Origin of the sequence: Sungkyunkwania multivorans (genome assembly GCF_042675645.1) — a bacterium.
In the GTDB taxonomy this organism is placed as follows: Bacteria; Bacteroidota; Bacteroidia; order Flavobacteriales; family Flavobacteriaceae; genus Sungkyunkwania; species Sungkyunkwania multivorans.
In genome coordinates this window covers 1,217,578-1,240,883 of the sequence record NZ_JBHTJH010000004.1, presented here as the reverse complement: position 1 = coordinate 1,240,883, position 23,306 = coordinate 1,217,578, and the positions used below count along the sequence as shown (strand labels likewise).

Here is a 23,306-nt window from a genome sequence, read left to right as displayed (position 1 = left end):
TTTAATGAAAAAAATCAATTTTTTTGTGATATTTTAACCATTATGCTAAAGAAATTTTAAATTTATGTTAATTTTAGGCTTTACGATTGTGTGCTATAGCAATTTACATTAACCAAAAACTATTAAAAATGAAAAACCTTCAAAAACTTGCTCTTCTAGCTGTATTAGGCATGGGAGCAATTTTTACTGCTTGTGAAAAAGAGAATGATTCAGTTGTAGATCAAGAGGTCACTGCAGAGATACCTCAGCAGGTCCTTGACAAGATCGCAGCACTTGCCTTCAATCCAAATGACGTAACCTACGAAGATTTCGTATTTCCTGATGGAACTTCAGAGAAGCGTTATGTCATAGAAGGAGATATTGCCCTTTCCGCCGACTTCATTGAAAGTATGGATCTTTACGGTGGTATTACGAGTGAGCAATACCGAACAAATAATTTAGTGGCAGATGGAAATATCACGGTTATCGGTTATACCGGTGGTGGTGGATTTGGACTTTCTTCCAAGAACAGAACTGGCCTACAATGGGCAGTAAATAATTATAATAGATTAAATCTAGACATTAGCATGACCCTTACTTTTGGTACGAACTATCAAGATAAGGACATTGTAGTATATCAAAACCCTAATGCTGGTGGTTCCGGAGGTTCTGCTGGTTTCCCATCTGGAGGAAGACCTAACAAGTTTATCCAAGTTTATGGTCTAGATGGATTTAGCAACAATGTGAACGAGCACGTTATCTGTCATGAGATCGGACACTCGATCGGTTTCCGTCATACAGATTGGTTCAGCAGACAAAGCTGTGGACAAAACACTAACGAAGGTACCGCCGGAGTTGGTGCTGTTCATATTCCTGGAACACCTACTGGATACGATTCTACTTCTTTAATGTTGGCTTGCTTTAACAGTGGAGTGGATGGAGAATTCAATGGTAACGACGTAACGGCGTTACGATTCCTTTATTAATAACAAGACTATAACTAGTTCTAACTAACATTATAGCATGCATAAGTAAAGAAGCACGGTCATTGGCCGTGCTTTTTATGCTATCTGATACATTAGCTTTTGTTTTATCCTAGGCCATTCTTCCCTGAGCATTCCATAACAGCAGGTATTGCGCCTAAAACCGTCTTTTACTACAACACTCTTGCGCAAAACACCCTCGAGCTTGGCACCCAACTTTTCTACTGCTTTGCGAGAACGAGTGTTACGTTCGTCTATCCGGAACTCGACCTTTTCCATCATTAACTCCTCAAAAGCATAATACAGCATGAGAAACTTCATGTTGGTGTTTAAGCCGGTCCCTTGAAATTTAGGCGCTATCCAAGTCCAGCCGATATGAATGACCTTGTTTTTATGGTCGATATGACCAAAGCGGGTACACCCGGCAACCTCTGAGGTTCTCTTGTCATGGACCAGAAAGGGAATTGCCCGACCTTCACTTCTTAAATCGATAGCGGCTTGTAAATAGACTTTCAGCTTTTTGTCTGTAGAGATATCCGATGGGCTGTATCTATAGACGTCGAGCTGCTTCGATATAGGTAGCAATACGTCGAAATGCTCGGGCGTCAGCGGTTTTAGCAGTACGATATCATTTTCTAGTGTCGTCATAGGTAAAACGTTTCATTGAACTAATGAGGTTAAGATTTTGGTGTTCACTTCGTGTTTTCCTTCAAAGGGAAGGATATGGAGTTCACTACCGAACAGTTCATTGGCACGGGCACACTCGTAGGCGACACGTTCTTCATTCAGATATTGATCCTCGTTTCCATACACAAGATAGGTCTGCGTTTGACCGCGCAAAAATTCGAAATCATCAGTCTCTAGTTCTTTTGGGATTCCACCAGAATGTAAGATGAGCTTGTCGCAATGCAACTTTCGACTTGCCAGCCAGCGAGTTATAATACTTACACCTTGCGAATACCCTAGGAGAATAAGTCTTTTGTTTTTCGGGATATTTTCGTTGGCGAACACCGCATCCAAATAATTCAGCACATTTTCAATCTCTTGCCGGGTATCCTCTTTGGTAAGCCAGCTGGCGCCAACATGCCTAAATTCGTTATTCTGATAATATTTAGAAGGCGCCTGCGGTGCGATGATATAATTCGATGCTGCATCAAGACCCTTGAAATAATTGATAAAATATTTGCTCAAGTATCCTAGCCCATGACAAGCTATCCAAACATTCTGGGTACTCTCCATGAGAGAATTCAGCGTAGAATAGGAATTGGTGGTGCGATAGCTGACCTGTTTGTTATTGCTCATTTTCATAATTAAAGTTGAAACCAATCTGTTGCGATGTGCCAAAGGTGCTCCTTATTTTTCTTTCGGAAAAAATCGTTATGTCCGATCTGCCGTAACCCATAATCGCTTGGCAAAATATGAATACGCTCTACAGGAGCATTTTTAAAAGCCTTGTCGGCAAGGGCATCCACACTTTTTTTAGGTGCAAAATTGTCGTCGTCCAAACTTATCAGTAACATGGAATTCTCAATGTTGTGATAATGGTTTTCCTCATATTTGTCTGCAATGGCGAGCATTGAGCGTTTATGTAACAAGAGCGTACCCCAATCCAACGCGATCTGTTTCGGAAGTGGTTCTCCCAAACCTAGCTGTTTGGCTGGAAAATAGCCTAGTGTATAACTCGACAAGGGTGCTACAATGCCAAAACCTGCAAGTATGGCAAGCTGCATATTCAGCGGGAAGTTCCTATAATACCCGTATTGCGAACCGATCATCAAAGAACACTCAAAATGTTGGTATGCATCGCTTAGGCCAAGACTATTTCCCCCAAAGCTATGCCCGACATGTAATAGTGTATCGTTGGGATGCGATTCTTTTGCAAAGAGTGTGACCGATTTGAAGTCTTGTGCCCAATCCTTGTAATTGCTGTCAGACTTCGAGATCTTCATGGTTTTAGAAAGTGCGATGTCCCTATAGTCGAAAGTATAGGCGTTGCAGCCCTTTTCGGCCAAAAAACTGGCAAAATTGAAAAAGAATCGTTGCGGCAATCCAACGCCGCCAGCGATGATCACCGTTTTACCATTCGAATGATTCGGTTCAAAGTATGTTGCCGTTATTGAACGGCTCTTGGTGGTTTTAACTGAGATGTGCTTCATCTTGACCGAGTAATATTACTTTGAACCTCGCTAGTGCATTTTGAAGATACTGAGGGTCTTTAAAAACCTGCATCAAAATAATACCGCCTTCTAAATCTTGAACTATTTGAATAGCGAGATCTTTCGCTGTGGGCAAGCGATATCTGTTTTGGAGCATGGTCGTCATACCGTTGATGAAGGTTGTAAAAAATAGTTTCACTTCCGAGATGTATTCAGGATCGGTATGCGACATCTCTAGCGCAGTGTTGGCCATGAGACATCCTTTGGCATCAGACAGAAAGACCTTTTCAAAAAGCGATTCGATTCGCGAATATATTTCCTCTGATGAAAGCTTTGGGTCCTTGGAGATCTTTTCTAAATGGTAGCCGAAATAGCTATTCACCTCTTGTAAAACTGCTTTAACAAGCGCATCCTTACTTTCAAAATAATAATAAAAATGCGATTTTTGAATGCCACATTCGCTGGCCAATTCGCTCATGCTGCTGTTGGCAATTCCCTTTCGCCGAAAAACAGGAATTACCGTATTCAATACCTCTTGCTTTGATGTTTTTATTTTTGGCATTTTATTGAACGTTCGTTAAATTAATCAAATATAGGAAATTTTCATTTATAGAATCGTTATTTTTATGGCATCAATTAGAATACCATGGCTGACAAAGAAGCGATCTTGGCAAAAGCGAATGCTTTATGTAAAAACACACTGATGGAGACGCTCGACATTCAATTTGTGGATGTCGGGGATGATTATCTCACAGCACGAATGCCTGTTACCTCAAAGGTTCACCAGCCTGATGGCGTCTTACACGGTGGCGCATCGGTAGCTTTGGCCGAGAGTGTTGGGAGTTGTGCATCGTTCATTTTCTTGGATAGTCAGAATTTCTACATTCGTGGAATCGAGATCGCCGCGAATCACGTCAAAAGCATTAGTGAGGGCTATGTCTATGCCAAAGCAAAATTCTTGCATAAAGGGAGGACCACTCAGCTATGGAGTATAAATATCACCGATCAGAACGAGCAGCTCGTTTCTGTCATAAAACTTACCACCATCGCACTCCCGAAGATAAAATGATGACCGAGCAGCTTTTTTTTGAGCGTATCCGCAAGCATTTGTCCGATGCGTTACCCTTCGTTGTTTACCGAAAACCAGACGAGGAAAGGGTGGTGGCCTATTTTCAAGCGGATGACAAGATCAATTTGGTTTCGAATTCTACTGAAAGCGGATTCATCTTTGCTCCATTCCTTCAAAATAGGAACGCGATCTTAATTCCGTTTGCGGACAAGATCGAATGCGAATTATATTTACCAGAGGTGACCGCGTCCGAGACTTCCCATCCACGAGCATCTTTGGCATCAAAAGAACACCATGAATCGCTTGTTCAAAAAGGTATTGATGCCATCAAGAATAGCGCATTGGAAAAGGTCGTTCTGTCTAGGAAACAAAGTGTTGGCCTCAATGACCCTGACCCCATTGAGATCTATCGGAAGCTCTTGGCGAGCTATCCTTCTGCGTTCTGTTATCTGTGGTTTCACCCAAAGATCGGCCTTTGGACAGGAGCGACTCCCGAGGTCCTGCTAACGGTAGAACGCAAGAGGTTCAAAACGATGGCCTTGGCAGCTACCCAAAAGTTTCAGGGGAGTGTAGATATAGACTGGGGAGAAAAGGAATTAGAGGAGCAGCAGATCGTAACGCGTACCATAGTGTCGGCACTAAAAAAACTGGGTATTTCTTCATTGGAGGTTTCTGAGGTCCATACACATCAAGCGGGAAATTTATTGCATTTGAAAACCGATATTCAAGGACTGCTACCTGTAGCTATTACGCTTAGCCAGATGCTATCTGAATTACATCCTACGCCGGCTGTTTGCGGACTACCGCTTGCCATGGCCCAAGACTTTATTCTTGAGCACGAAGGGTATGACAGGGAATTCTACACGGGCTATTTGGGCGAGCTTAATTTGAAAGAGCACATCCAACGATATCGCAGCAAGCGAAATGTGGAGCAGAGAGCGTATAGAACGCCAAAGCAAAGCAGCTCTTTATACGTGAATTTGCGCTGTATGAAGTTGGAAGGAGATACCGCGCATATTTTTGTAGGTGGCGGTATCACCAAAGATTCGACTGCTACCGACGAATGGATAGAAACTGTGAATAAATCTCAAACGATGTTAAAGGTACTGTAGCCGATGTTCAATTTTTTTGAAAATCCAACGCTTGGATATTTTGTAATTTTACACACAGCATGAAATATCCCAAGATTCACTTAGCCCAAACGGTCATTGCATTATGTAAGACCAAGGGGATTGAACATATCGTTATTTCTCCTGGTAGTCGGAATGCGCCGTTGACGATCGGTTTTACCGAAGATCCTTTTTTCAGCTGTTATAGCATTGTCGATGAGCGTTGCGCAGCCTTTTTTGCTTTGGGTATCGCCCAACAGACGAAGAAGCCGGCAGCGGTTGTCTGTACTTCGGGTTCGGCCTTGCTCAACTACTATCCAGCAGTGTCGGAAGCTTTTTATAGTGATATCCCTTTGATCGTATTGTCTGCAGACAGGCCAAAACACCGAATAGATATTGGTGATGGTCAGACCATAAGACAAGATGATGTTTTTAACAGACATATCATCCAAGCCAAAAACTTGGAACAAGACATCAACCATGCCACATTGGAGGTCCTTTCAAAAGAAAAACATCAGCTACCAAAGTTCATCGATGCGAAACGTATAGATGAGCTTCAGGCACAGATCCAAGAAAGAAATGAGCATGCCATTAACACGGTATTGAATAGTGCCATTGCGCAAAGTGGTCCAGTGCATTTAAATATACCATTTGAGGAACCGCTTTACGAAACGTTGGATGCACCTTCTGTTTTTCCCAAGAATGTGTCATTGTCGGCCTCAGCGCCAAAGTTTCAAAGTAATATGCTCGACCCTTTTATCAAAAAATGGAATGCAGCGAAACGAAAGATGATTCTAGTGGGGGTGCTTGGTCCAAATACTATAGAACAGAAGTTCATTGAGCGGCTGGCAGAGGATGACTCTGTGATCGTCCTTACCGAATCTACCTCAAACTTACATCATCGGGAGTTCTTTCCAACTATCGATAAGATCATCGCGCCCATGGAAAAGTTAAAGGCGCCTGAAACGGCCTTCGAACAACTAAGACCTGAGATTCTATTGACATTTGGCGGCATGGTGGTCTCTAAGAAGATAAAGGCATTCTTGCGAAAATTTCAGCCAAAACACCATTGGCATATCGATGAGAAAAAGGCATACGATACATTCTTCTGCTTAGAGAAACATTTTTTGACTTCTCCAAATCATTTCTTCGGGGCGTTTCTTGATCGTACTTCTGCGATAGAAAGTGATTATAAATCGTTCTGGCAACAGGTGAAATCGCGCAGAAATAAATGTCATGATGAATATTTGAAAAATATTCCATTCTCTGATCTTGTCGTCTTTAAAGAGTTGTTGTCGTCGATTCCAGATGATATGACTTTGCAGTTGTCCAATAGTTCAACCATACGATATGTGCAATTATTTGATCAAAATCCAACAATAGCGCACTTTTGTAATCGTGGGACAAGTGGTATCGATGGGAGTACCTCTACAGCGATAGGTAGTGCTTTAACGTTAAAGTCACCTACGCTTCTGGTAACAGGAGACTTAAGTTTTTTCTATGATAGCAATGCCCTTTGGAATGGGTATATCCGAAACGATTTTAGGATCATCCTAATCAATAACCAAGGTGGAGGTATCTTTAGAATTCTTCCAGGGGATAAGGATTCAGATAATTTTGATAGCTATTTTGAAACTGTACACACTTTAAATGCTGAAAATTTAGCTAAAATGTATAATTTTGAATATCAGGATGTTAAATCGGCATCAGGGCTATCTGAAAGCTTGCGTACTTTTTTTGAATCGTCGCAACGTCCAAAGCTCTTAGAGGTTTTTACACCCAGAACCATCAACGACAGTACGTTAATCGGTTATTTCGAACATTTAATCGAAAACGAACAAGTTTAGACAGGATCCTGTTTGTATGGTAAAACTTACAACTAAATTTGAGTAGTGCTTATCATTAATTAATCATTAACTAATAAATCTATAATCATGAGCAAAAGAGACGAACTTATCACAAAGTACGCTGCTGATTTAAAAGAAAAATGTGGAGTAACTCCAGACATGGACCTTTTGACTAAAGTTACCATTGGTTGCGGGCCTTCTATTTATAACAAAGACGCGGCAACGGTATCTGGTGGGGACCAATCTGAATTGGACACCGTGAAGAACAATTTTCTTATTAAGAAATTAGGTCTTAAGGATGGTCCACAATTAATGGATGCCATCAATGCGGTTATCGATCAATACGGACGCTCTAATAGAAACAAATATAGAGCTGTCATCTACTATTTGCTCACCAAACATTTTAAGAAAGAGTCTGTATATAAATAAAAGAGACGCTATGTATCAAAGAGGACCGGACGTTTAAATGTCCGGTTTTTTTTATGGTTTTTTGTGTCTTTTGATCACGTAAAAAGTGATTCGATCAAAGCGTTATAGGTATCTTGAAAGAAGAAAGATAAACAGTATCTTTGCATCAAATTTGAATTATGATACAACTGGGTGTTCATCACACGCTAAAAATATTGCGAGATACGCCGCCTGGAATTTTCTTAGGAGATGAAGATGGCAATGAGATATTACTGCCCAACAAATACAAACCCAAGACCTTCGAGGTCGGTGATGACCTTAGGGTCTTCGCATATCTCGATAGCCACGAGCGCCCCGTTACCACTACGCTGGAGCCAAAGATAAAACTCGATGAATTCGCCTTGTTGCGAGTCACCACCGTTAATGATTATGGCGCTTTCTTGGATTGGGGCTTGGAAAAGGATCTTTTTGTGCCTTTTAAAGAACAAGCACGAAAGATGGAAGAGGGGAAATGGTATCTGGTGTATATGTATCTCGATGAGGAAACCGACCGCTTGGTAGCATCAAGCAAGACCAACCGATTCATTAGCAACGAGGAGCTTACGGTAGCACCATTTGAAGAGGTAGATCTTATGATATCCAGGTACACCGATCTAGGTGTAGAAGTCATCATCAACCAAAAGCATAAGGGCTTGATCTATGAGGATGAACTTTTTAGAGAGGTACGACTCGGTGAGCGACTTAAGGGTTTTATCAAGAAGATCCGTGACGACCATAAGATCGACGTTGTTCTAGAACGACCTGGCTATCGAAATATCGAACCGGCCGCTCAAAGGGTCCTTGCCGCGCTAGAGAAGCACAAGGGGTATTTGCCGCTTCACGACAAAAGTGACCCTGAAGCTATCAAATCGCAACTTCAGATGAGCAAAAAGAGTTTCAAAAAGGCCGTTGGCAGCCTATACAAACAAAAGCTCATAGAGATCAAGGAGGATGGCGTCTATCTAAGATCTTCTTAGGCTCAAGACCAGAAAGTGATGGCATTGCTTATTTTCAACAATCACATCGATACCTTATTTTTATCCTTTAAATTTTGAAATATGAGTAAAATAGATTGGCAGACCGCCAGAGAATTCGAGGACATCACATACAAGAAACATAACGGCGTTGCACGGATCGCATTCAATAGACCTGAGGTGCGAAATGCATTTAGGCCAAAGACCACGAGCGAACTCTATCAGGCTTTTTACGACGCACAGGAGGACACCTCTATTGGTGTGGTGTTACTTACTGGTGAGGGGCCCTCGCCTAAAGATGGGGTATATTCATTTTGCAGCGGCGGCGACCAGAAAGCGCGTGGGCATCAAGGTTATGTTGGAGAAGATGGTATGCACCGATTGAACATCTTAGAAGTACAACGGCTTATCAGATTCATGACCAAGGTGGTCATCGCGGTAGTACCGGGCTGGGCTGTTGGCGGTGGTCACAGTCTTCATGTAGTTTGTGATCTTACACTGGCCAGTAAAGAGCATGCCATCTTTAAACAAACAGATGCTGATGTGACTAGTTTTGACGGAGGATACGGCTCTGCATACTTGGCAAAAATGGTAGGTCAGAAAAAGGCAAGAGAGATATTCTTTCTAGGCAGAAACTATTCTGCACAAGAGGCTTTCGAAATGGGGATGGTCAATGCGGTCGTACCGCACGATCAGCTAGAAGAGACTGCTTATGAGTGGGCACAAGAGATCCTCGCAAAATCACCTACATCGATCAAAATGCTCAAATTTGCCATGAATCTTACAGATGATGGGATGGTAGGGCAACAGGTGTTCGCAGGTGAAGCGACCAGGCTTGCTTATATGACGGATGAGGCCAAAGAGGGGAGGAACGCCTTTCTAGAAAAGCGAAAGCCTAATTTTGAAAAGAAGTGGATTCCTTAAGAAAAATTCATATATTGCCCCAAACAATCATAATTGCCCTAAATTATGCCACATATTGAAGAACATGATCTGGTCGCTTTGCACAGCCAGATCGAAAAGAAGGATCAAGACCTAGAAAAAGCCTTTGCCGACTTGCAAGAAGTTGACAAACGCAATGAGAAGGTAGAAAACCAACGGAACATCTTCATCGGTGTATCTGCAGTCCTATTCCTGTTTCTCGCAGGATGTATTGGAACCTATTTAGCAAAGCCCAATGCTTTTATCAAAGACGACATGTTAGCCGAAAATGGCTTGGAGATCGTCAATGTTGATGATCTAAATGAATGGCGGGACAAAGCAGAGGCGTACGATGCTGCTGGAATGTCTGGAGTATCTGGCGACACCATGGATGATTCAGAAGCCGGCGAGACGGGTGACGACCAAAAGGATGGAGTTAATGGCGATAACGCCTTGTTAGCTTCAAACGACGTTTCAAATACCAAAGAAACCACAAGTAAAAAGGCATCATTGTCTGGTAAGAAGTTTTATGCTGTACAGGTAGGTGCTTTTGACAAAAAGATGGTTTCTATGTATTCCGATTCTTTTAAGAACTATAAGGAATACTACGAAGACGAATTCTATAAATACTCCTTTGGTAGCTTCGAGACATTGGCAGAAGCCAGAAAGTTTAGGAGAGAACTTGTAGGAATTGGATTTAAGGACGCTTTTATCGCCTCCTACCAAAATGGAAAACGATTGAAGATCGAAGAAGCTTGGTAAGAGCGAATAGCATATAATGAAATGAAAACTCTAGATAATGCATCTAGAGTTTTTTGTTTCCTGTCATAAAGAATAGCCCTATTTTTGCAAAAAAAAAGTCGTTATGCCCAACGTCAAAGCTTGGCTATCTGCTGCTAGACTAAGAACACTACCTTTATCGATCTCGGGAATCATCGCTGCATCTGGTGTAGCTGCCTCACAAGGATATTTTGATAGTACGATATTCATACTCGCCTTGCTTACGACCATTGGTTTTCAGGTGTTATCAAATTTTGCGAACGACTATGGAGATGGAGTAAAGGGTACTGACAATGAAGAACGCATTGGCCCGGTCAGAGCATTGCAAAGTGGGGCCATCTCGGCAGTGCAGATGCGTACTGCTATGGTCGTTACGGTATTACTTACGCTCTTATCTGCCCTCGTTCTCATTTATGTTTCTTTTGGGACCAACTATTTGCTATTCTCTCTTTTGTTTATTGTTCTAGGAATTGCATCGATCATAGCAGCGATCAAATACACTGTCGGCGACACGGCCTATGGCTATAATGGTCTGGGAGATGTGTTCGTATTCCTTTTTTTTGGTTTGCTCAGTGTTTTGGGAACATATTTTTTATATGCGAAAGTCTTTTTTTGGGAATTGGTGCTTTTAGCGTCGGCGGTTGGATTGCTCAGTGTAGCTGTTCTCAATTTGAACAATATGAGAGATATGGAAGGGGACAAAAGGGCAGGTAAAAATACATTGGTAGTTAAAATGGGCGCTGCTCGAGCAAAAAAGTATCATTATGCGCTCATCCTTGTAGCTTTTCTGTGCTTGTCAATATTTCTATATCTCGTCGGAAATGGATGGAAATCCTTCCTTGTACTTTTGGCCTTTGTTCCCTTGATCTTCCATTTGAAGAGAGTTGGAGCAAACAGAATCCTGAGCAAATTGGATGGTGAATTAAAGGTGGTCGCACTATCCACATTTTTCATAACGCTATTATTGTCCGTGATTTTTAATATTTTTTCGTAGTTTCGTGGTTATTACCCTTAAATCCTATTTCTGTGACTGGTAAAGTAAAGATTCTTATTGTAGAAGATAACGTGATAATTGCAGACGACATGCAAGAAATGCTCGAAGATATCGGGTATGAAGTTGTAGACAATGTAATTAGTTACGAGGCAGCGATAGAGGCATTGGCATCAAACCAGGTAGACCTGGCGTTGTTGGACGTCATGCTTGCAACGGAGAAAACTGGAATCGACGTCGGAAGATATATTAGATCAAATTATGATATTCCTTTCATATTTGTCACTTCAAACTCCGATAAGGCCACCGTGGAAAAGGCAAAACTGGTAAGCCCTAATAACTATGTGGTAAAACCTTTTGAACAAGGAGACCTGTTTACTGCCATAGAGATCACACTTTCAAATTTCACACCTTCAGCAGCTAAAGAAGAAGAAGGAGAAGAAACTTCCACCAGTTCGTTATTGAATGATTCCATCTTCATCAAGAAGCAAAATCTATTCCATAGGGTTTATTTTACAGACATTCAATTTATCAAAGCAGACAATGTCTATTTAGAGATAAATACTGTAGATAAGAAGTTTCTGGTGCGGTCTTCGCTTAAAGACTATATATCAAAACTTCCGGACAACAAGTTCTTTAGGGTTCACAAGTCGTATATCATCAACATCGACCATATTCAGGCACTTAATAGCAAGGATGTGGTGATCAAAGACGAATTGATCCCTATTTCAAAGGAGTTTCGGGATTTTATCCTTTCCTCGTTAAACCAATAGCTACCGTTCCTTACGTTTTTCTCCATCCTTACCACATTTTTGGTACGGTTGACAACATTTAATTTTTTAAAACATCAAATGTACCGTAATTAGCCTTGGTTATTGGTTATTAAGTGTTAATGATTTTAGTCCCCAAATCTAAAAAGCATACACTTTAGTTATTGAAAAGGCTCCTACCTACTTGGAGCCTTTTTTTTGTTTTAAATCCCTTCAAAACCTATGTATCGACTTTGTTACCACTAAATTTCAGGTATTTGCAACATTCATTTGGTTTTTTCGCCGACCAAGTGTTACATTTAGCAGACAAACGGCATATGTATCATTCTCAGTAATTCATGGCGAAACGACAACAAGTTAAATGGAGTCAATCATATCCTTAGTTGAATAATATTTAGTAAATTCACTCGATTATTGCCTTAGATAAAACAGCATGAACAGCTTTAAAAATTTGACCTCGATCATTCTAATGCTATTCGCCTGCGTTGTAACCACATTTGCGGACAATGGGAAGGACGATAGTGCCCTAAAAGTGTTTCATGAACTGAAAGATGATGAACAGCGCTTTGTTTACTTCTTTGAGAATACCGATCGCTACAAGGACACGGCACCAGATGTTTGGATGAGCGCAATTTCTGGCTATTTAAGTGCGGCAAAAACCAAGGAGGACAAACGTGGCATACTTCTTTATAAAGCGATCTTGAGTCAAATTTACCTAGACCAGAACAGTTTTGATCAATGTGTGATCTTAGCCTCTGAGGTGTACGATGAAAGAATTGGACTCAACAAATTTCAGCTTTCGATGATATTGGAGGTGTTAGACAAAGGATATGCTGAGTTAAGTTTGTTCGAAAAACAATTGGGGATACGTAATCAGAAGAAGAAACTCTTTGGGGAAGATATCTACCTTTACGACATATATTCTAGCTTAGGACAGCACAAACGGGCGAGAACGGACTACATGTTAAGGTATAAGGATAAGATAAAGGACGACGACCATCATGCCCGCGCCAAATTTTACAATGACATCGGAGTTTTTATGACCCGTGAGAAACTCATCTATAATGCCGTTTATCAATTCAATCGCGCATTGACTCATGTGGATCTTTACTTTACCCAAAATGATGAGACGGCGCCAGATTATGATGAAGTGGTCTTTCTTAAAGGACTCATCAAAGGAAATATTGGTGAAGCCCGTATGAAAGAAGGACGCTACGAGGAGGCGGTTCCCCTTCTTGAATTTGATGTGAAGACGAGCCAGAATTACTACAACGGATTGAATATTGACAATGTACTTGTAAGCTGGAAAGAACTCGCCCGCTGTCACATCAAACTTCGAAATCTAGATAGGGCAAAGTCTTATCTAGACAGTATCCAAGCATACAGTATTCCCAATTTTGAGTTCGATCGCCTCATGGCCGATTATTATTTGTCCAAAGGTATTTCTGATTCCGCCTCTTTTCATTACATCAAATACATAAAGACCAAAGATTCGATATTCGAAGAGAAACGCTATCGTGAACTTATGGGATATTTGGTCGAGTCTGATCTAGACAATGAAAAGAGCAAAGCACAGAAACAAGAGTTGGCCAACCTAAAGTATCAGAACGATATCAAGGAACGCGACCGAAAACTAAACTACGGAATGGTCATCCTATTCCTTTCCTTACTTGGATTGGGTGCTGTGGCATACGCCTACGTGAAAAAACTAAAAAGCCAGCAACTTATCGAGCATCAAAAGAAGATCATCGAAGCTGCTTTGATAGAAAAGGACTCCTTATTGAAGGAGATTCACCATAGGGTGAAGAACAACCTCCAAATGGTGTCCAGTTTGCTTAACATTCAGTCAAAGAACACCAAGAACAAAGAGGCGCTGGCAGCCCTGCAAGAAGGAAAGAACAGGGTGAAGGCCATGGCCCTGATCCATCAAAAATTATATCAGACCGAAGGCCTTTCTGTCATCGAAATGAGTGGGTATATCGATTCTTTGGTAAACAGTATCAGTTCGGTCTTCAAATTGGATAAGGAGGATGTCAAAGTATTGGTAGAGGCAGACAATGTAGAACTGGATGTAGACGCCGCTATCCCATTAGGGTTGATCCTTAACGAGTTGGTCTCAAACTCTTACAAATATGCCTTCGAAGGCATTAACACCCCCGAAATACGAATTCATCTTCAAAAAAATGGACAAGGCTATCATTTCGACTATTCAGACAATGGCGTGGGTATCTCCGAGGATATCGAACAGAAGAACAAATCTTCTATTGGCCTTCGTCTAATGAAGCGACTGGCCAATCAGCTCAAGTCCAATCTCAACTATGAAAATACAGGGAAAGGCTCCCGATTTTGGTTCGAATTTAGTTAACTTTAACGAGTTAAATCAACCAAGAGCATGTCTAACAGAATGACCGCACCTAGGATTTGTTGGTCCTGCTGTAGCATCGCCTCTTCAGCAAAACTAGAACCAAATGAAAATAACATTCTACGGTCATGCATGTCTAGGTCTAGTGATCGGTGGTCATGATGTAATTGTGGACCCTTTCATCTCTGGAAACCAAAAGGCATCCAATGTCAATATCGACGAATTAGCCGCGGATTTCATATTGCTTACTCACGCGCATCAAGACCATATTCTTGATGCCGAATCTATCGCAAAGCGAACAGGGGCGACGATCATTTCCAACTATGAGATCGCCTCGCATTACGAGGCCAAGGGATTCAATGTGCATCCTATGAACCATGGAGGAAGCTGGGAATTTGCCTTTGGAAAAGTGAAATATGTGAACGCTATTCATACCTCCTCGTTTCCCGATGGTAGCTATGGCGGACAGCCAGGTGGCTTTGTGATCGAAGGAGAGCGCAAGAATATTTACATAGCTGGCGATACCGCACTTACCCAAGATATGAAGCTTATTCCTTTGCAAACCAAATTGGATCTTGCCGTCTTACCAATTGGCGACAATTTTACCATGGGAATCTCCGATGCCATTCATGCTGCCAACTTCGTAGCTTGCGATAAGGTTCTAGGCTATCATTTTGATACCTTCGGTTATATTGAGATCGATCACGATGCGGCAAAGAAAGCATTCTATGATGCTGGTCTGGATCTAATGCTTCTAGAAATTGGGGAAACCATCGAACTTTGAATTTGACAAGAATCAACATTGATCATATGCGTCTTCTAACTTACAAGCGGGCTTACCTATGAAAGCAAGCTACCAGAAGTATGTCCTTCACTTTAAACGACCAAGCGGAACCTCTCGCGGGATACTTACCCAAAAGGAAACTTGGTTCATAGTGCTTAGAGAAAAGGGAAAGATCGGAATAGGGGAGTGCGGTGTATTGCGAGGTCTAAGCATAGATGACCGTTCAGATTATAAGGAACGACTGCAATGGACCTGTGACCATATTATGCAGGATCCGTTTTTATTAAGACACGAGCTAAGAGAATTTCCGAGTATTCAATTTGGTCTCGAACAGGCGTTGATGTCCTTGAAGAGTGAGGATCCATTTCTGTTGTTCCCTTCAGAATTTACAAAGGGAGTTGCCCAGATCCCTATTAACGGACTGGTTTGGATGGGTGATGAGATGTTTATGAAGGAACAGATCCGCCAGAAGATCCATGATGGCTTCAATTGTATAAAAATGAAGATAGGGGCTATTGATTTTGATGCTGAAATCAAATTATTGAAATCGATACGGGAAGAATTTTCATCAAAGGATATCGAAATCCGAGTGGACGCCAATGGTGCCTTTGGCTTTGATGAAGCACTGGACAAACTAAAAAGATTGGCCGAGTTGCACATTCATTCTATAGAGCAACCCATAAAACAAGGAAACTATTCCGAAATGGCCAGGCTATGCCAGCAGACGCCCATTCCTATTGCATTGGATGAAGAATTGATCGGGATATTTGGTGTAACGGAAAAGCAAGAAATGCTACAAACGATAAGACCGCAGTACATCATTCTAAAACCAAGCTTGATCGGAGGCTATGCGGGTTCGGAAGAATGGATACACTTGGCTGAAGAAAATGGTATCGGTTGGTGGGTCACCTCGGCTTTGGAAAGCAATATAGGTCTCAATGCCATCGCGCAATGGACCTATACTTTAAAGAATAATATGCCTCAGGGATTGGGGACCGGTGGATTGTTCACCAATAATATCAGCTCGCCTTTGGAAGTGGCCCGCGGTACGTTAAAATATAATCGAAACCTTGATTGGAACATTAATTTAATTTGATAATATGTTTATAGCACAAGCATTTAAATTCAGACACGAATTTTGGAGATATATAGTCGTTTCCTTATTGATCATTTTGATCCATACCTTGGCGCAGGTACCTTTTATGGTAGCCCTGATCTTTAAGGAGGGTCCAGATATTTTGGCACAAGGCACCGATCAATCGGCCTTATTTTCTGTATTAGAACCTAACCTTAACTTGTTCTTGTTGTTATTGCCGTTTGCCGCTGCATTAGGGGCCTTATTCCTTTTGCTCAAAGCGGTACATGGCCAGAACAGAAAGTCTATTACAACCGCTAGACCCAAGATCGACTGGAAACGCGTGTGGTTCGCCTTTGGACTTTGGGGAGCCTTGACCCTTATCATCACCTTGGTCGATTACTACGTCTCCCCCGAAAACTATCTGCTGAATTTTAAACTGGTGCCATTTCTGATCTTGGTAGTGATAGCGGTGATCTTTGTTCCACTGCAGACCAGTTTTGAGGAGTATCTCTTTAGAGGGTATTTGATGCAAGGTTTTGGAACATTGGCCAAGAACAGGTGGTTTCCACTTTTGATGACTTCCGTGATCTTCGGAGGCCTTCATTATTTCAATCCAGAAGTAGAAAAGATCGGCGACATTGCGATGGTCTATTATATTGGTACCGGACTTTTTTTAGGGATTTTAACGCTGATGGATGACGGACTGGAATTGGCACTTGGGTTTCACGCAGCCAATAATTTGATCTCCGCCTTGCTGGTCACAGCAGACTGGACCGCTTTCCAAACGCATTCTATTTTCAAGGACCTTTCAGATCCTGCCGCCGGCTTTGACATTTTGATACCAGTATTGGTCGTCTATCCTATTCTATTATTTGTGTTTGCAAAAAAATATAAATGGACCAACTGGAAAGAACGACTTTTTGGCGAGGTGGTGGATACCAGCCATGCTGCCGAAATGGAAGAGTTGGGTAATTGATCATGAATCGATGAATCGTCTATTTGATACCTATTAACTGGTAAACATCAGTTTTCTGCCTATTTTTGTAAAAACAGCGTGCTGCTAACTAATATTTCTTAAGAAATGACACCAACCTATAAGAACATCCATTTAAAATTCCGTTTCAATGGTCACTATTTCGATCGCGAAGATCTAAAAGAAGTAGCTTATAGCTTGATCAAGGAGGGGCATCCTTATGAAAGGTCGGTTGGGGATTTCTTGATCGATTGGCTCAATGATTACGATTATATTTCCGTAAATACCTCGGGTTCGACGGGCAAACCCAAATTGGTAAGGCTTAAGAAGCAGCACATGGTTCATTCGGCGATCGCAACAGGTGATTTTTTTCAGGTCTCGGTAGGTGATAGCGCGTTGCATTGCCTGCCATCTAACTTTATCGCAGGGAAGATGATGTGGGTGCGGGCTATGATCCTTGGACTTGAGATCGATATGATAGCGCCAACCTCAAATCCGCTGGAAGCGATAGAAAGGAAATACGACTTCTGCGCAATGGTTCCTATACAACTTCGAAATTCCCTTGACCGCATCAACTGTATTAAAAAAATGATCGTTGGTGGAGCAGCGGTTTCCAATGATCTAAAGACCGCGTTGCAAGATGTCGATACCGAAGTATTCGAGACCTATGGTATGACCGAAACCATCACTCATGTCGCAGCTCGACGATTGAATCACTTCGAGTTGGAAGATGGAGAGAAGAACACCTTTAAAACGCTGCCCAATGTAGAGATCTCTTCAGATGATCGAGGATGCCTGGTGATCGACGCTAAAGACCGCGGAGCTGATCGGATCATCACTAATGATCTTGTAAAGATATACTCGGACACCTCTTTTGAGTGGTTGGGAAGAATAGACAATGTGGTCAATAGTGGTGCCTACAAACTTTTTCCAGAGCAGATAGAAAATAAGTTACAAGCAATTATTCACGAGCGTTTCTTTGTTTGCGGTACTAAGGACGAAGAATTAGGAGAACGTTTGGTGCTGGTGATCGAAGGAAAAGAAAAAGACATTGATAAACTTCTTGAGAAGATCAAAACCTTGGAAACCTTGGACGACTACGAAACTCCTAAAGAGATTCTTTTCAAAGAAAAGTTCGAAGAGACCGTCAATGGTAAGATACGACGCAAGGCTACCTTGAAGGCTGTGATGGCTTAAAGTATTGCTATTCAGGTGTCAAAATGTTTTCACCATTGTTATTTGCCTTTATCATATAGCGATATTCGACTGTTTTCCATGGGTCAAGTTATTTTCACCTACAAACTCGAGTGATTCACAACATCTTATGCCAAGTCCTTGTTAAAAATAACGCTGCAAACAAATTTCTGTATTAGATTTGCAATCCTTAGAACGAAATAGTGCTAAAAGAAATTATCGTTACAATATTATGGAGTCTATCACCCTTTGGTGAAGCCAAGGTAGGTATTCCTTATGGGATGTTCAATGGCGTGAACATCTATTGGGTCTTCGTACTAGGCTTCTTGGCCAACGTATTGGTCTTTCCGATAATGATGTTCTTTTTGGATAGGATAAATGGGTATCTATTAAAATGGTATCCCTATAAAAAATCCGCGATCTGGGTAGCAAGACGAGCAAAAACAGGATCTGGTACCAAAATCCAGAAATACGGTTTTTGGGGATTGATACTCTTCGTGATGATTCCTCTTCCTGGGACGGGAGTCTATGCTGGAAGCATTGCGACCTATTTGTTCAACATTGAGAGAAGCAAGGCATTCTATGCAAACGCTATCGGTATATTCTTTTCTTCGCTCATCGTCTGGGCAACCTCGCTGCTAACGATCAACGGTGTAGCTTAAAATTCTTTTCTATAAGGGATTGCGAACGACTTTAGTTAATGACCACTTTCTGTGTATTTCTAAGGCCATCTCCTGTAAAACTCAAGAAATAGAGGCCAGAAGGGAGCCCTCCAAGATCGAGTTGTTCTACAGGATCTTTTTTCAAGAGGAAGCGATCTATAGTATTCCCCAATATATCATAGACTTCTAGTGATTTAAAAATGGTGTTTCCTTTGATATAGATAACACCCTCATTACTTGGATTTGGAAAAATACGAATGGAATGTTCGCCGATAGATGCCGTGGACAATACCGAATCGCCTTCTTTCAACGATACTCTTTGGCCAGTGCTGAACGCCCCAAAATCTTCAACTGTTCCTCCCGGCCAAATCACTTCGACCTTATCAACGTTATGTGTGCCTATCCCAAAATGCAGTATCCTAGAATGTTGTCCGGCATGACTTCCCCCACCATGTATTTCTTGAATGAGTATGTCGCCATTGTTCAAGCTTACCTTGACTCGTGCTCCGACTGCATCTCTATTCACTGTTGTCCCCTCAAGTGCTATTTGAAGCCAATGGTTTGCGTTCATGGCCGAGGAGGGATTGAGTGAATTTCGGTATAGCACGGATCTAGAAGTTGGAAAAGGATTAAGCGAAACAGCAAAAAAATCGATATCTCCATCCCTATCATAATCTGAATAGCTCATTCCTCTACAGGTTTCTTGGGTATCTACTCCCCAACTTTGGCTAGCATCGGTAAAGGTGTTATCGGTATTATTGATGTATAATTTGTTTGGGTCGATATCGCCGGTCGCAATGAAAGCCGCTGCAGGTACAGTACCGTTAGAAACCAGCAGGTCGGGCCAAGAATCGTTATTGACATCGCAAAACGCTGTTCCCCATCCCGTGGTGAATAGATTCCCTGGGGCATCCAAAGCATAGGTGTTTTCTACACCAGCTTGTGTGGCGATATCGGTAAAGTTTTGATTTCCATCATTTTCTAGGAGCACATTTCTACCTAGATTGGTGACGTAATAATCGAAATCTCCATCTTTATCTAGATCTGCACTGCTGATTCCCATACCGTAGATCCCAACATCCATCCCGCAGCTGCTAGAAACGTTTGTAAAGGTTTCTGCAGGATGATCATTTCTATACATGGCGTTGGGCACTATAAATTCACCAAAATCATTGGCAATGTATAGATCCATATCACCATCTTGGTCAAAGTCCGTGGCCATAACCGCCAAAGCACATCCTACATCCTCCAATCCTAACAATCTCGAGACTTCTGTAAAGGTACCATCTCCATTATTCTTATACATGAGATTAGGAAAGCAATCGTGCGCAAAACCATTGATGTTTCCTTCATTATCATAGGTATCCATTGGGTTCTCAACGTAGTTGCCGATATAGACATCCAAAAAACCATCCAAATTATAATCGATAAAGGTGGCGGTCATAGAGAACGAAGTTTTGATAAAACCAGCTTCCAATCCTTTTTCAGAAAAAGTGCCATCCCCATTGTTGATAAAGAATAGATTTCTTTGAAGCTCACTTCCGAAAAATCCCCAAGTATTGATAAAAATGTCTTGGTCTCCGTCGTTATCAATATCTCCTGCTATGACACCGACAGTATAGAAGTCTTGGGTCGATGTGAGACCTGCCGATGTGGTAACATCGGTAAAAGTACCATCTTGATTGTTTCGATATAATGTATCCATAGTGTTACCACCAGTGACATAAAGATCCTCCCATCCGTCATTGTCAAAGTCAAAGAAAGTAGCTCCACCACCCATGGTTCCAGTAGGATCATATACATGAGAGATACCAGCCGCAATAGCGACCTCTTCAAAATTTTGACTCATTAACAGATAGGGGAGAAGAAAGGAGAGAAAGGTAATTTTTTTCATAAAAATGGTCAGTTGGTTGAAAGTATTATAAAAATAGTGATTATGTGTTATAAATCAACCGTCTAATTATTAAAAACTCAGGTCCTAATTCACAGGAAAAGCAGAAATAAAGAAGCATCGATAGTATGGCTACATTACCTACCGATGCTTCCTATGAAGTGTTTTATAATAGAAATGATGTTCAGAAAACGCGCGAAGGCTTTCGCTTCATTAGCGAATCATTCCTTTATTATTTTAATTTTTGCTTTCTCATTGCTATGCGTCGTAAGAACATGTACAAAGTAAATACCCTCGGACAATTCCTTTAGGTCAATAGGAACCTTTGCTGTATGCGGTTCTACGACTCCCTGCTGGACCAATCTACCATCCCTATCGAATATTTGAAAGCCACGGACAGATTTAGGCAGTACGTCCAGATAAAATATACCGGTGGTGGGATTGGGATATGCGATAATTCTTTTCAACTCGTTGGTAGAAATATCCTTTTTAGCCTGGTTGCAGGTTGGTGGTGTATTGCTATTGCTGAAATACAGGGTAAAGTCTCTGTCTTTGGAGACCAACACAAAGTTGTTCGTATCTCTAGCGACCCAATAGGAACCGTCCAAACCGTTAAAGCCCGTATTGTTAAGTGTTATCTCTGGACTGGCATTTTGTAATTGGTAGCTCATCGTGTCACTAAAGTTCACATACCAACCAGGTGAACCGTTGTTGGTGTTGAATGCAAACTTATAAAGTCCATTATAAGTGGGGTCCCAATTGATAGTAAACTTTCTAAAGTTACCAAGGCTGGGCCCTCCGCTACCCAAGATATGAACATTGGAGTAGGAGACATTGTCCATGGTAGGGATACCGCTGCCAACAGGAGTTCCGAAAGAACAATTATTACTTCCACCGCCGTTTCCCGAAACCGTAAGGGTAAAGGTATCCTGACCGGTATTTCCACCATTGTCGGTCGCCACGACCTTGAAGGTATAAGTACCTGCGGAAAGACCATTTAACTCTGCTGGATTTGGAGAGGTGTCGTGACCCCATTCATACGGGGCGTAGTTCTCTTGCCGCACCAGTATATTATTGATGAACAATTTAACGTTGCTTATCGTTCCGTCTGTATCCGTTGCATTTGCCACTACCTCGAGGTCATAGCCTTCTTGCAGCGTAAGGTTGCTGGATGAAGGCTGGCTAAAGGAAACATTAGGAGGATTGTCAACATTTTCTTCCACTACTTGAAATGATTTAGTCGCGCTTTTCTTAGCACCATCGTTATCCGTAACCGTCACCTTTACATTATAATTTCCCACAGCCATATTTTGAATAATATATGGCGTGTAGGTATTACCATCTGTATCCACCAGTGTATTGTTGATGTACACTTCGTGTTTTACAATGCTCCCGTCACTATCATTGGCGTTAATGTTCACTGAAACGCTTTCCCCTTTCAAATAGGTGCTTTTATTAGGACTGGTGATGGAAACAGTTGGAGCGTTATTGGATGAAGAGGTCGATGAAGGAGTTGCGGCCTCTAAGGTTGTTGCTATTCTCATTTCATCATAATACGTATAGGTGTTATAATTGCACGCATTCGAATTATATGCCCCCCATTTGGGATACATTTCTGCACCATCCATGGTTTTGTGATATGCCCTTTTTCCATCAGAAGATATTTTGGCTTTGTAGTTTTTAAAATCGGAATTGCTCAAAGTTTGTTTCACTCCATTGTACCAAAGCTCTACATAGCCAATATCCTCATCGCGTGATAGCCTTATTTTAAGGACAAAGCTTACCCATGTTCCTTCAGGAATAGCTTTACTCCACAAAGTGGTTTTACGATCGCTTATGGATCCATTATACGAATTCCATGTGGGATAATAGGGCCCCCATGCACTAAGGGTCAATACCCCATTTCCATATCCCATATTTAGCGGATAGTTCTGTGTGTTATTCTGATTTTTTGCATCTGTTTTCCATTGCCAGACAGCGATTCCCCCACTTACCGAGGGACTGGAAGTGATCTTCCACCGCCATCCATAATAAAGGGTCTGTCCATCACTAGGGATGTAACTGGTTCTTGCAAATTCGCCTCTTTTTCGTCCTTTTGGCTTATGGATTCTCCATACCTTACCGTATTCGGAATCATTGACCGTTGTGGCTGAGGAAGGCGTACTGGTCGGGTTATTGCAATTGTCTCCAGGGTTCCCGCCATCGAATCGTCTAAAGACATCGTTGATGCTCTTGTCGGGATCTCCGTACCATAAAACTTGCGCTTCTGCATATATCGCCGTAAAAAAGAATATGATCATGCAGGTTACTGTTAGTTTGTTGATTTTCATATTGGT

Annotated in this window: 22 protein-coding genes; 16 read left to right on the top strand and 6 right to left on the bottom strand. The window is 41.7% G+C overall.

The window, feature by feature from the left end:
• Positions 1–128: 128 nt before the first annotated feature.
• Positions 129–965 carry a M57 family metalloprotease gene (locus ACFQ1M_RS08595; RefSeq protein ID WP_386406857.1) on the top strand — a complete coding sequence of 279 codons (837 nt, stop codon included), beginning with the start codon at positions 129–131 and terminating at the stop codon, positions 963–965.
• Positions 966–1,040: 75 nt separating this feature from the next.
• On the opposite strand, the gene ACFQ1M_RS08590 is transcribed toward ACFQ1M_RS08595, so the two are convergent.
• Genes ACFQ1M_RS08590 through ACFQ1M_RS08575 form a run of 4 tightly spaced genes read right to left on the bottom strand, consistent with a single transcriptional unit; the run spans position 1,041 to position 3,680 of the window.
• Entirely contained in the window at positions 1,041–1,610 is a 570-nt protein-coding gene (locus ACFQ1M_RS08590) for a GNAT family N-acetyltransferase (RefSeq protein ID WP_386406854.1), read from the bottom strand.
• Between the two features lie 12 nt (positions 1,611–1,622).
• Positions 1,623–2,264, bottom strand: coding sequence for an alpha/beta hydrolase (locus ACFQ1M_RS08585; RefSeq protein WP_386406851.1), 642 nt, complete (start codon positions 2,262–2,264; stop codon positions 1,623–1,625).
• An 8-nt stretch (positions 2,265–2,272) separates the two neighbouring features.
• A complete protein-coding gene (locus ACFQ1M_RS08580; protein WP_386406848.1) occupies positions 2,273–3,118 on the bottom strand; it encodes an alpha/beta hydrolase family protein in 846 nt (281 codons plus the stop codon).
• Positions 3,099–3,680 (bottom strand): TetR/AcrR family transcriptional regulator, encoded by a 582-nt coding sequence (locus tag ACFQ1M_RS08575; RefSeq protein WP_386406846.1) that lies wholly within the window; start codon positions 3,678–3,680, stop codon positions 3,099–3,101. Before ACFQ1M_RS08575 ends, ACFQ1M_RS08580 begins: the two co-directional genes overlap by 20 nt.
• 84 nt (positions 3,681–3,764) lie before the next feature.
• Between ACFQ1M_RS08575 and ACFQ1M_RS08570 the strand changes: the two genes are divergently transcribed.
• The 15 genes from ACFQ1M_RS08570 (at position 3,765) to ACFQ1M_RS08500 (ending at position 19,079) form a co-directional block, all read left to right on the top strand.
• Positions 3,765–4,187, top strand: a complete 423-nt coding sequence (locus tag ACFQ1M_RS08570) for a PaaI family thioesterase (RefSeq protein WP_386406843.1) — start codon at positions 3,765–3,767, stop codon at positions 4,185–4,187.
• Entirely contained in the window at positions 4,103–5,299 is a 1,197-nt protein-coding gene (locus tag ACFQ1M_RS08565; protein WP_386406840.1) for a chorismate-binding protein, read from the top strand. The genes ACFQ1M_RS08570 and ACFQ1M_RS08565 overlap by 85 nt, the downstream gene beginning before the upstream one ends.
• A 59-nt stretch (positions 5,300–5,358) precedes the next feature.
• Entirely contained in the window at positions 5,359–7,143 is a 1,785-nt protein-coding gene (menD, locus tag ACFQ1M_RS08560) for a 2-succinyl-5-enolpyruvyl-6-hydroxy-3-cyclohexene-1-carboxylate synthase (RefSeq protein WP_386406837.1), read from the top strand.
• Between the two features lie 87 nt (positions 7,144–7,230).
• The gene (locus ACFQ1M_RS08555; protein WP_386406834.1) at positions 7,231–7,572 is read left to right on the top strand and encodes a DUF2853 family protein; all 342 of its coding nucleotides are present in this window, start codon (positions 7,231–7,233) and stop codon (positions 7,570–7,572) included.
• A gap of 158 nt (positions 7,573–7,730) precedes the next feature.
• Positions 7,731–8,567: a CvfB family protein gene (locus ACFQ1M_RS08550; RefSeq protein ID WP_386406831.1), complete on the top strand. Its 837-nt coding sequence runs from the start codon at positions 7,731–7,733 to the stop codon at positions 8,565–8,567.
• Between the two features lie 81 nt (positions 8,568–8,648).
• Positions 8,649–9,488, top strand: coding sequence for a 1,4-dihydroxy-2-naphthoyl-CoA synthase (locus ACFQ1M_RS08545; protein WP_386406828.1), 840 nt, complete (start codon positions 8,649–8,651; stop codon positions 9,486–9,488).
• Positions 9,489–9,533: 45 nt separating this feature from the next.
• The gene (locus ACFQ1M_RS08540; protein ID WP_386406825.1) at positions 9,534–10,247 is read left to right on the top strand and encodes an SPOR domain-containing protein; all 714 of its coding nucleotides are present in this window, start codon (positions 9,534–9,536) and stop codon (positions 10,245–10,247) included.
• Positions 10,248–10,350: 103 nt separating this feature from the next.
• A complete protein-coding gene (gene menA / locus ACFQ1M_RS08535) occupies positions 10,351–11,259 on the top strand; it encodes a 1,4-dihydroxy-2-naphthoate octaprenyltransferase (protein WP_386406822.1) in 909 nt (302 codons plus the stop codon).
• 32 nt (positions 11,260–11,291) lie between these two features.
• Positions 11,292–12,029, top strand: coding sequence for a LytR/AlgR family response regulator transcription factor (locus tag ACFQ1M_RS08530; RefSeq protein WP_386406819.1), 738 nt, complete (start codon positions 11,292–11,294; stop codon positions 12,027–12,029).
• A gap of 430 nt (positions 12,030–12,459) precedes the next feature.
• Positions 12,460–14,391 carry a sensor histidine kinase gene (locus tag ACFQ1M_RS08525; RefSeq protein ID WP_386406816.1) on the top strand — a complete coding sequence of 644 codons (1,932 nt, stop codon included), beginning with the start codon at positions 12,460–12,462 and terminating at the stop codon, positions 14,389–14,391.
• A gap of 103 nt (positions 14,392–14,494) precedes the next feature.
• Positions 14,495–15,172: a metal-dependent hydrolase gene (locus tag ACFQ1M_RS08520; RefSeq protein ID WP_386406813.1), complete on the top strand. Its 678-nt coding sequence runs from the start codon at positions 14,495–14,497 to the stop codon at positions 15,170–15,172.
• A 58-nt stretch (positions 15,173–15,230) separates the two neighbouring features.
• The gene (menC, locus tag ACFQ1M_RS08515; protein ID WP_386406810.1) at positions 15,231–16,268 is read left to right on the top strand and encodes an o-succinylbenzoate synthase; all 1,038 of its coding nucleotides are present in this window, start codon (positions 15,231–15,233) and stop codon (positions 16,266–16,268) included.
• A 4-nt stretch (positions 16,269–16,272) separates the two neighbouring features.
• On the top strand, positions 16,273–17,226 hold the full coding sequence (locus ACFQ1M_RS08510; RefSeq protein WP_386406807.1) for a CPBP family intramembrane glutamic endopeptidase: 954 nt from the start codon (positions 16,273–16,275) through the stop codon (positions 17,224–17,226).
• A 105-nt stretch (positions 17,227–17,331) separates the two neighbouring features.
• Entirely contained in the window at positions 17,332–18,420 is a 1,089-nt protein-coding gene (locus ACFQ1M_RS08505; protein ID WP_386406804.1) for an AMP-binding protein, read from the top strand.
• Between the two features lie 200 nt (positions 18,421–18,620).
• Complete coding sequence (locus ACFQ1M_RS08500; RefSeq protein WP_386406801.1) at positions 18,621–19,079, top strand: COG2426 family protein; 459 nt, start codon at positions 18,621–18,623, stop codon at positions 19,077–19,079.
• Between the two features lie 31 nt (positions 19,080–19,110).
• Here the strand turns inward: ACFQ1M_RS08500 and ACFQ1M_RS08495 are convergent, their stop codons facing one another.
• Together ACFQ1M_RS08495 and ACFQ1M_RS08490 are read right to left on the bottom strand one after the other, a co-directional pair.
• On the bottom strand, positions 19,111–20,973 hold the full coding sequence (locus tag ACFQ1M_RS08495) for an FG-GAP-like repeat-containing protein (protein ID WP_386406798.1): 1,863 nt from the start codon (positions 20,971–20,973) through the stop codon (positions 19,111–19,113).
• Positions 20,974–21,191: 218 nt separating this feature from the next.
• On the bottom strand, positions 21,192–23,300 hold the full coding sequence (locus ACFQ1M_RS08490; protein ID WP_386406795.1) for an Ig-like domain-containing protein: 2,109 nt from the start codon (positions 23,298–23,300) through the stop codon (positions 21,192–21,194).
• Positions 23,301–23,306 lie beyond the last annotated feature (6 nt).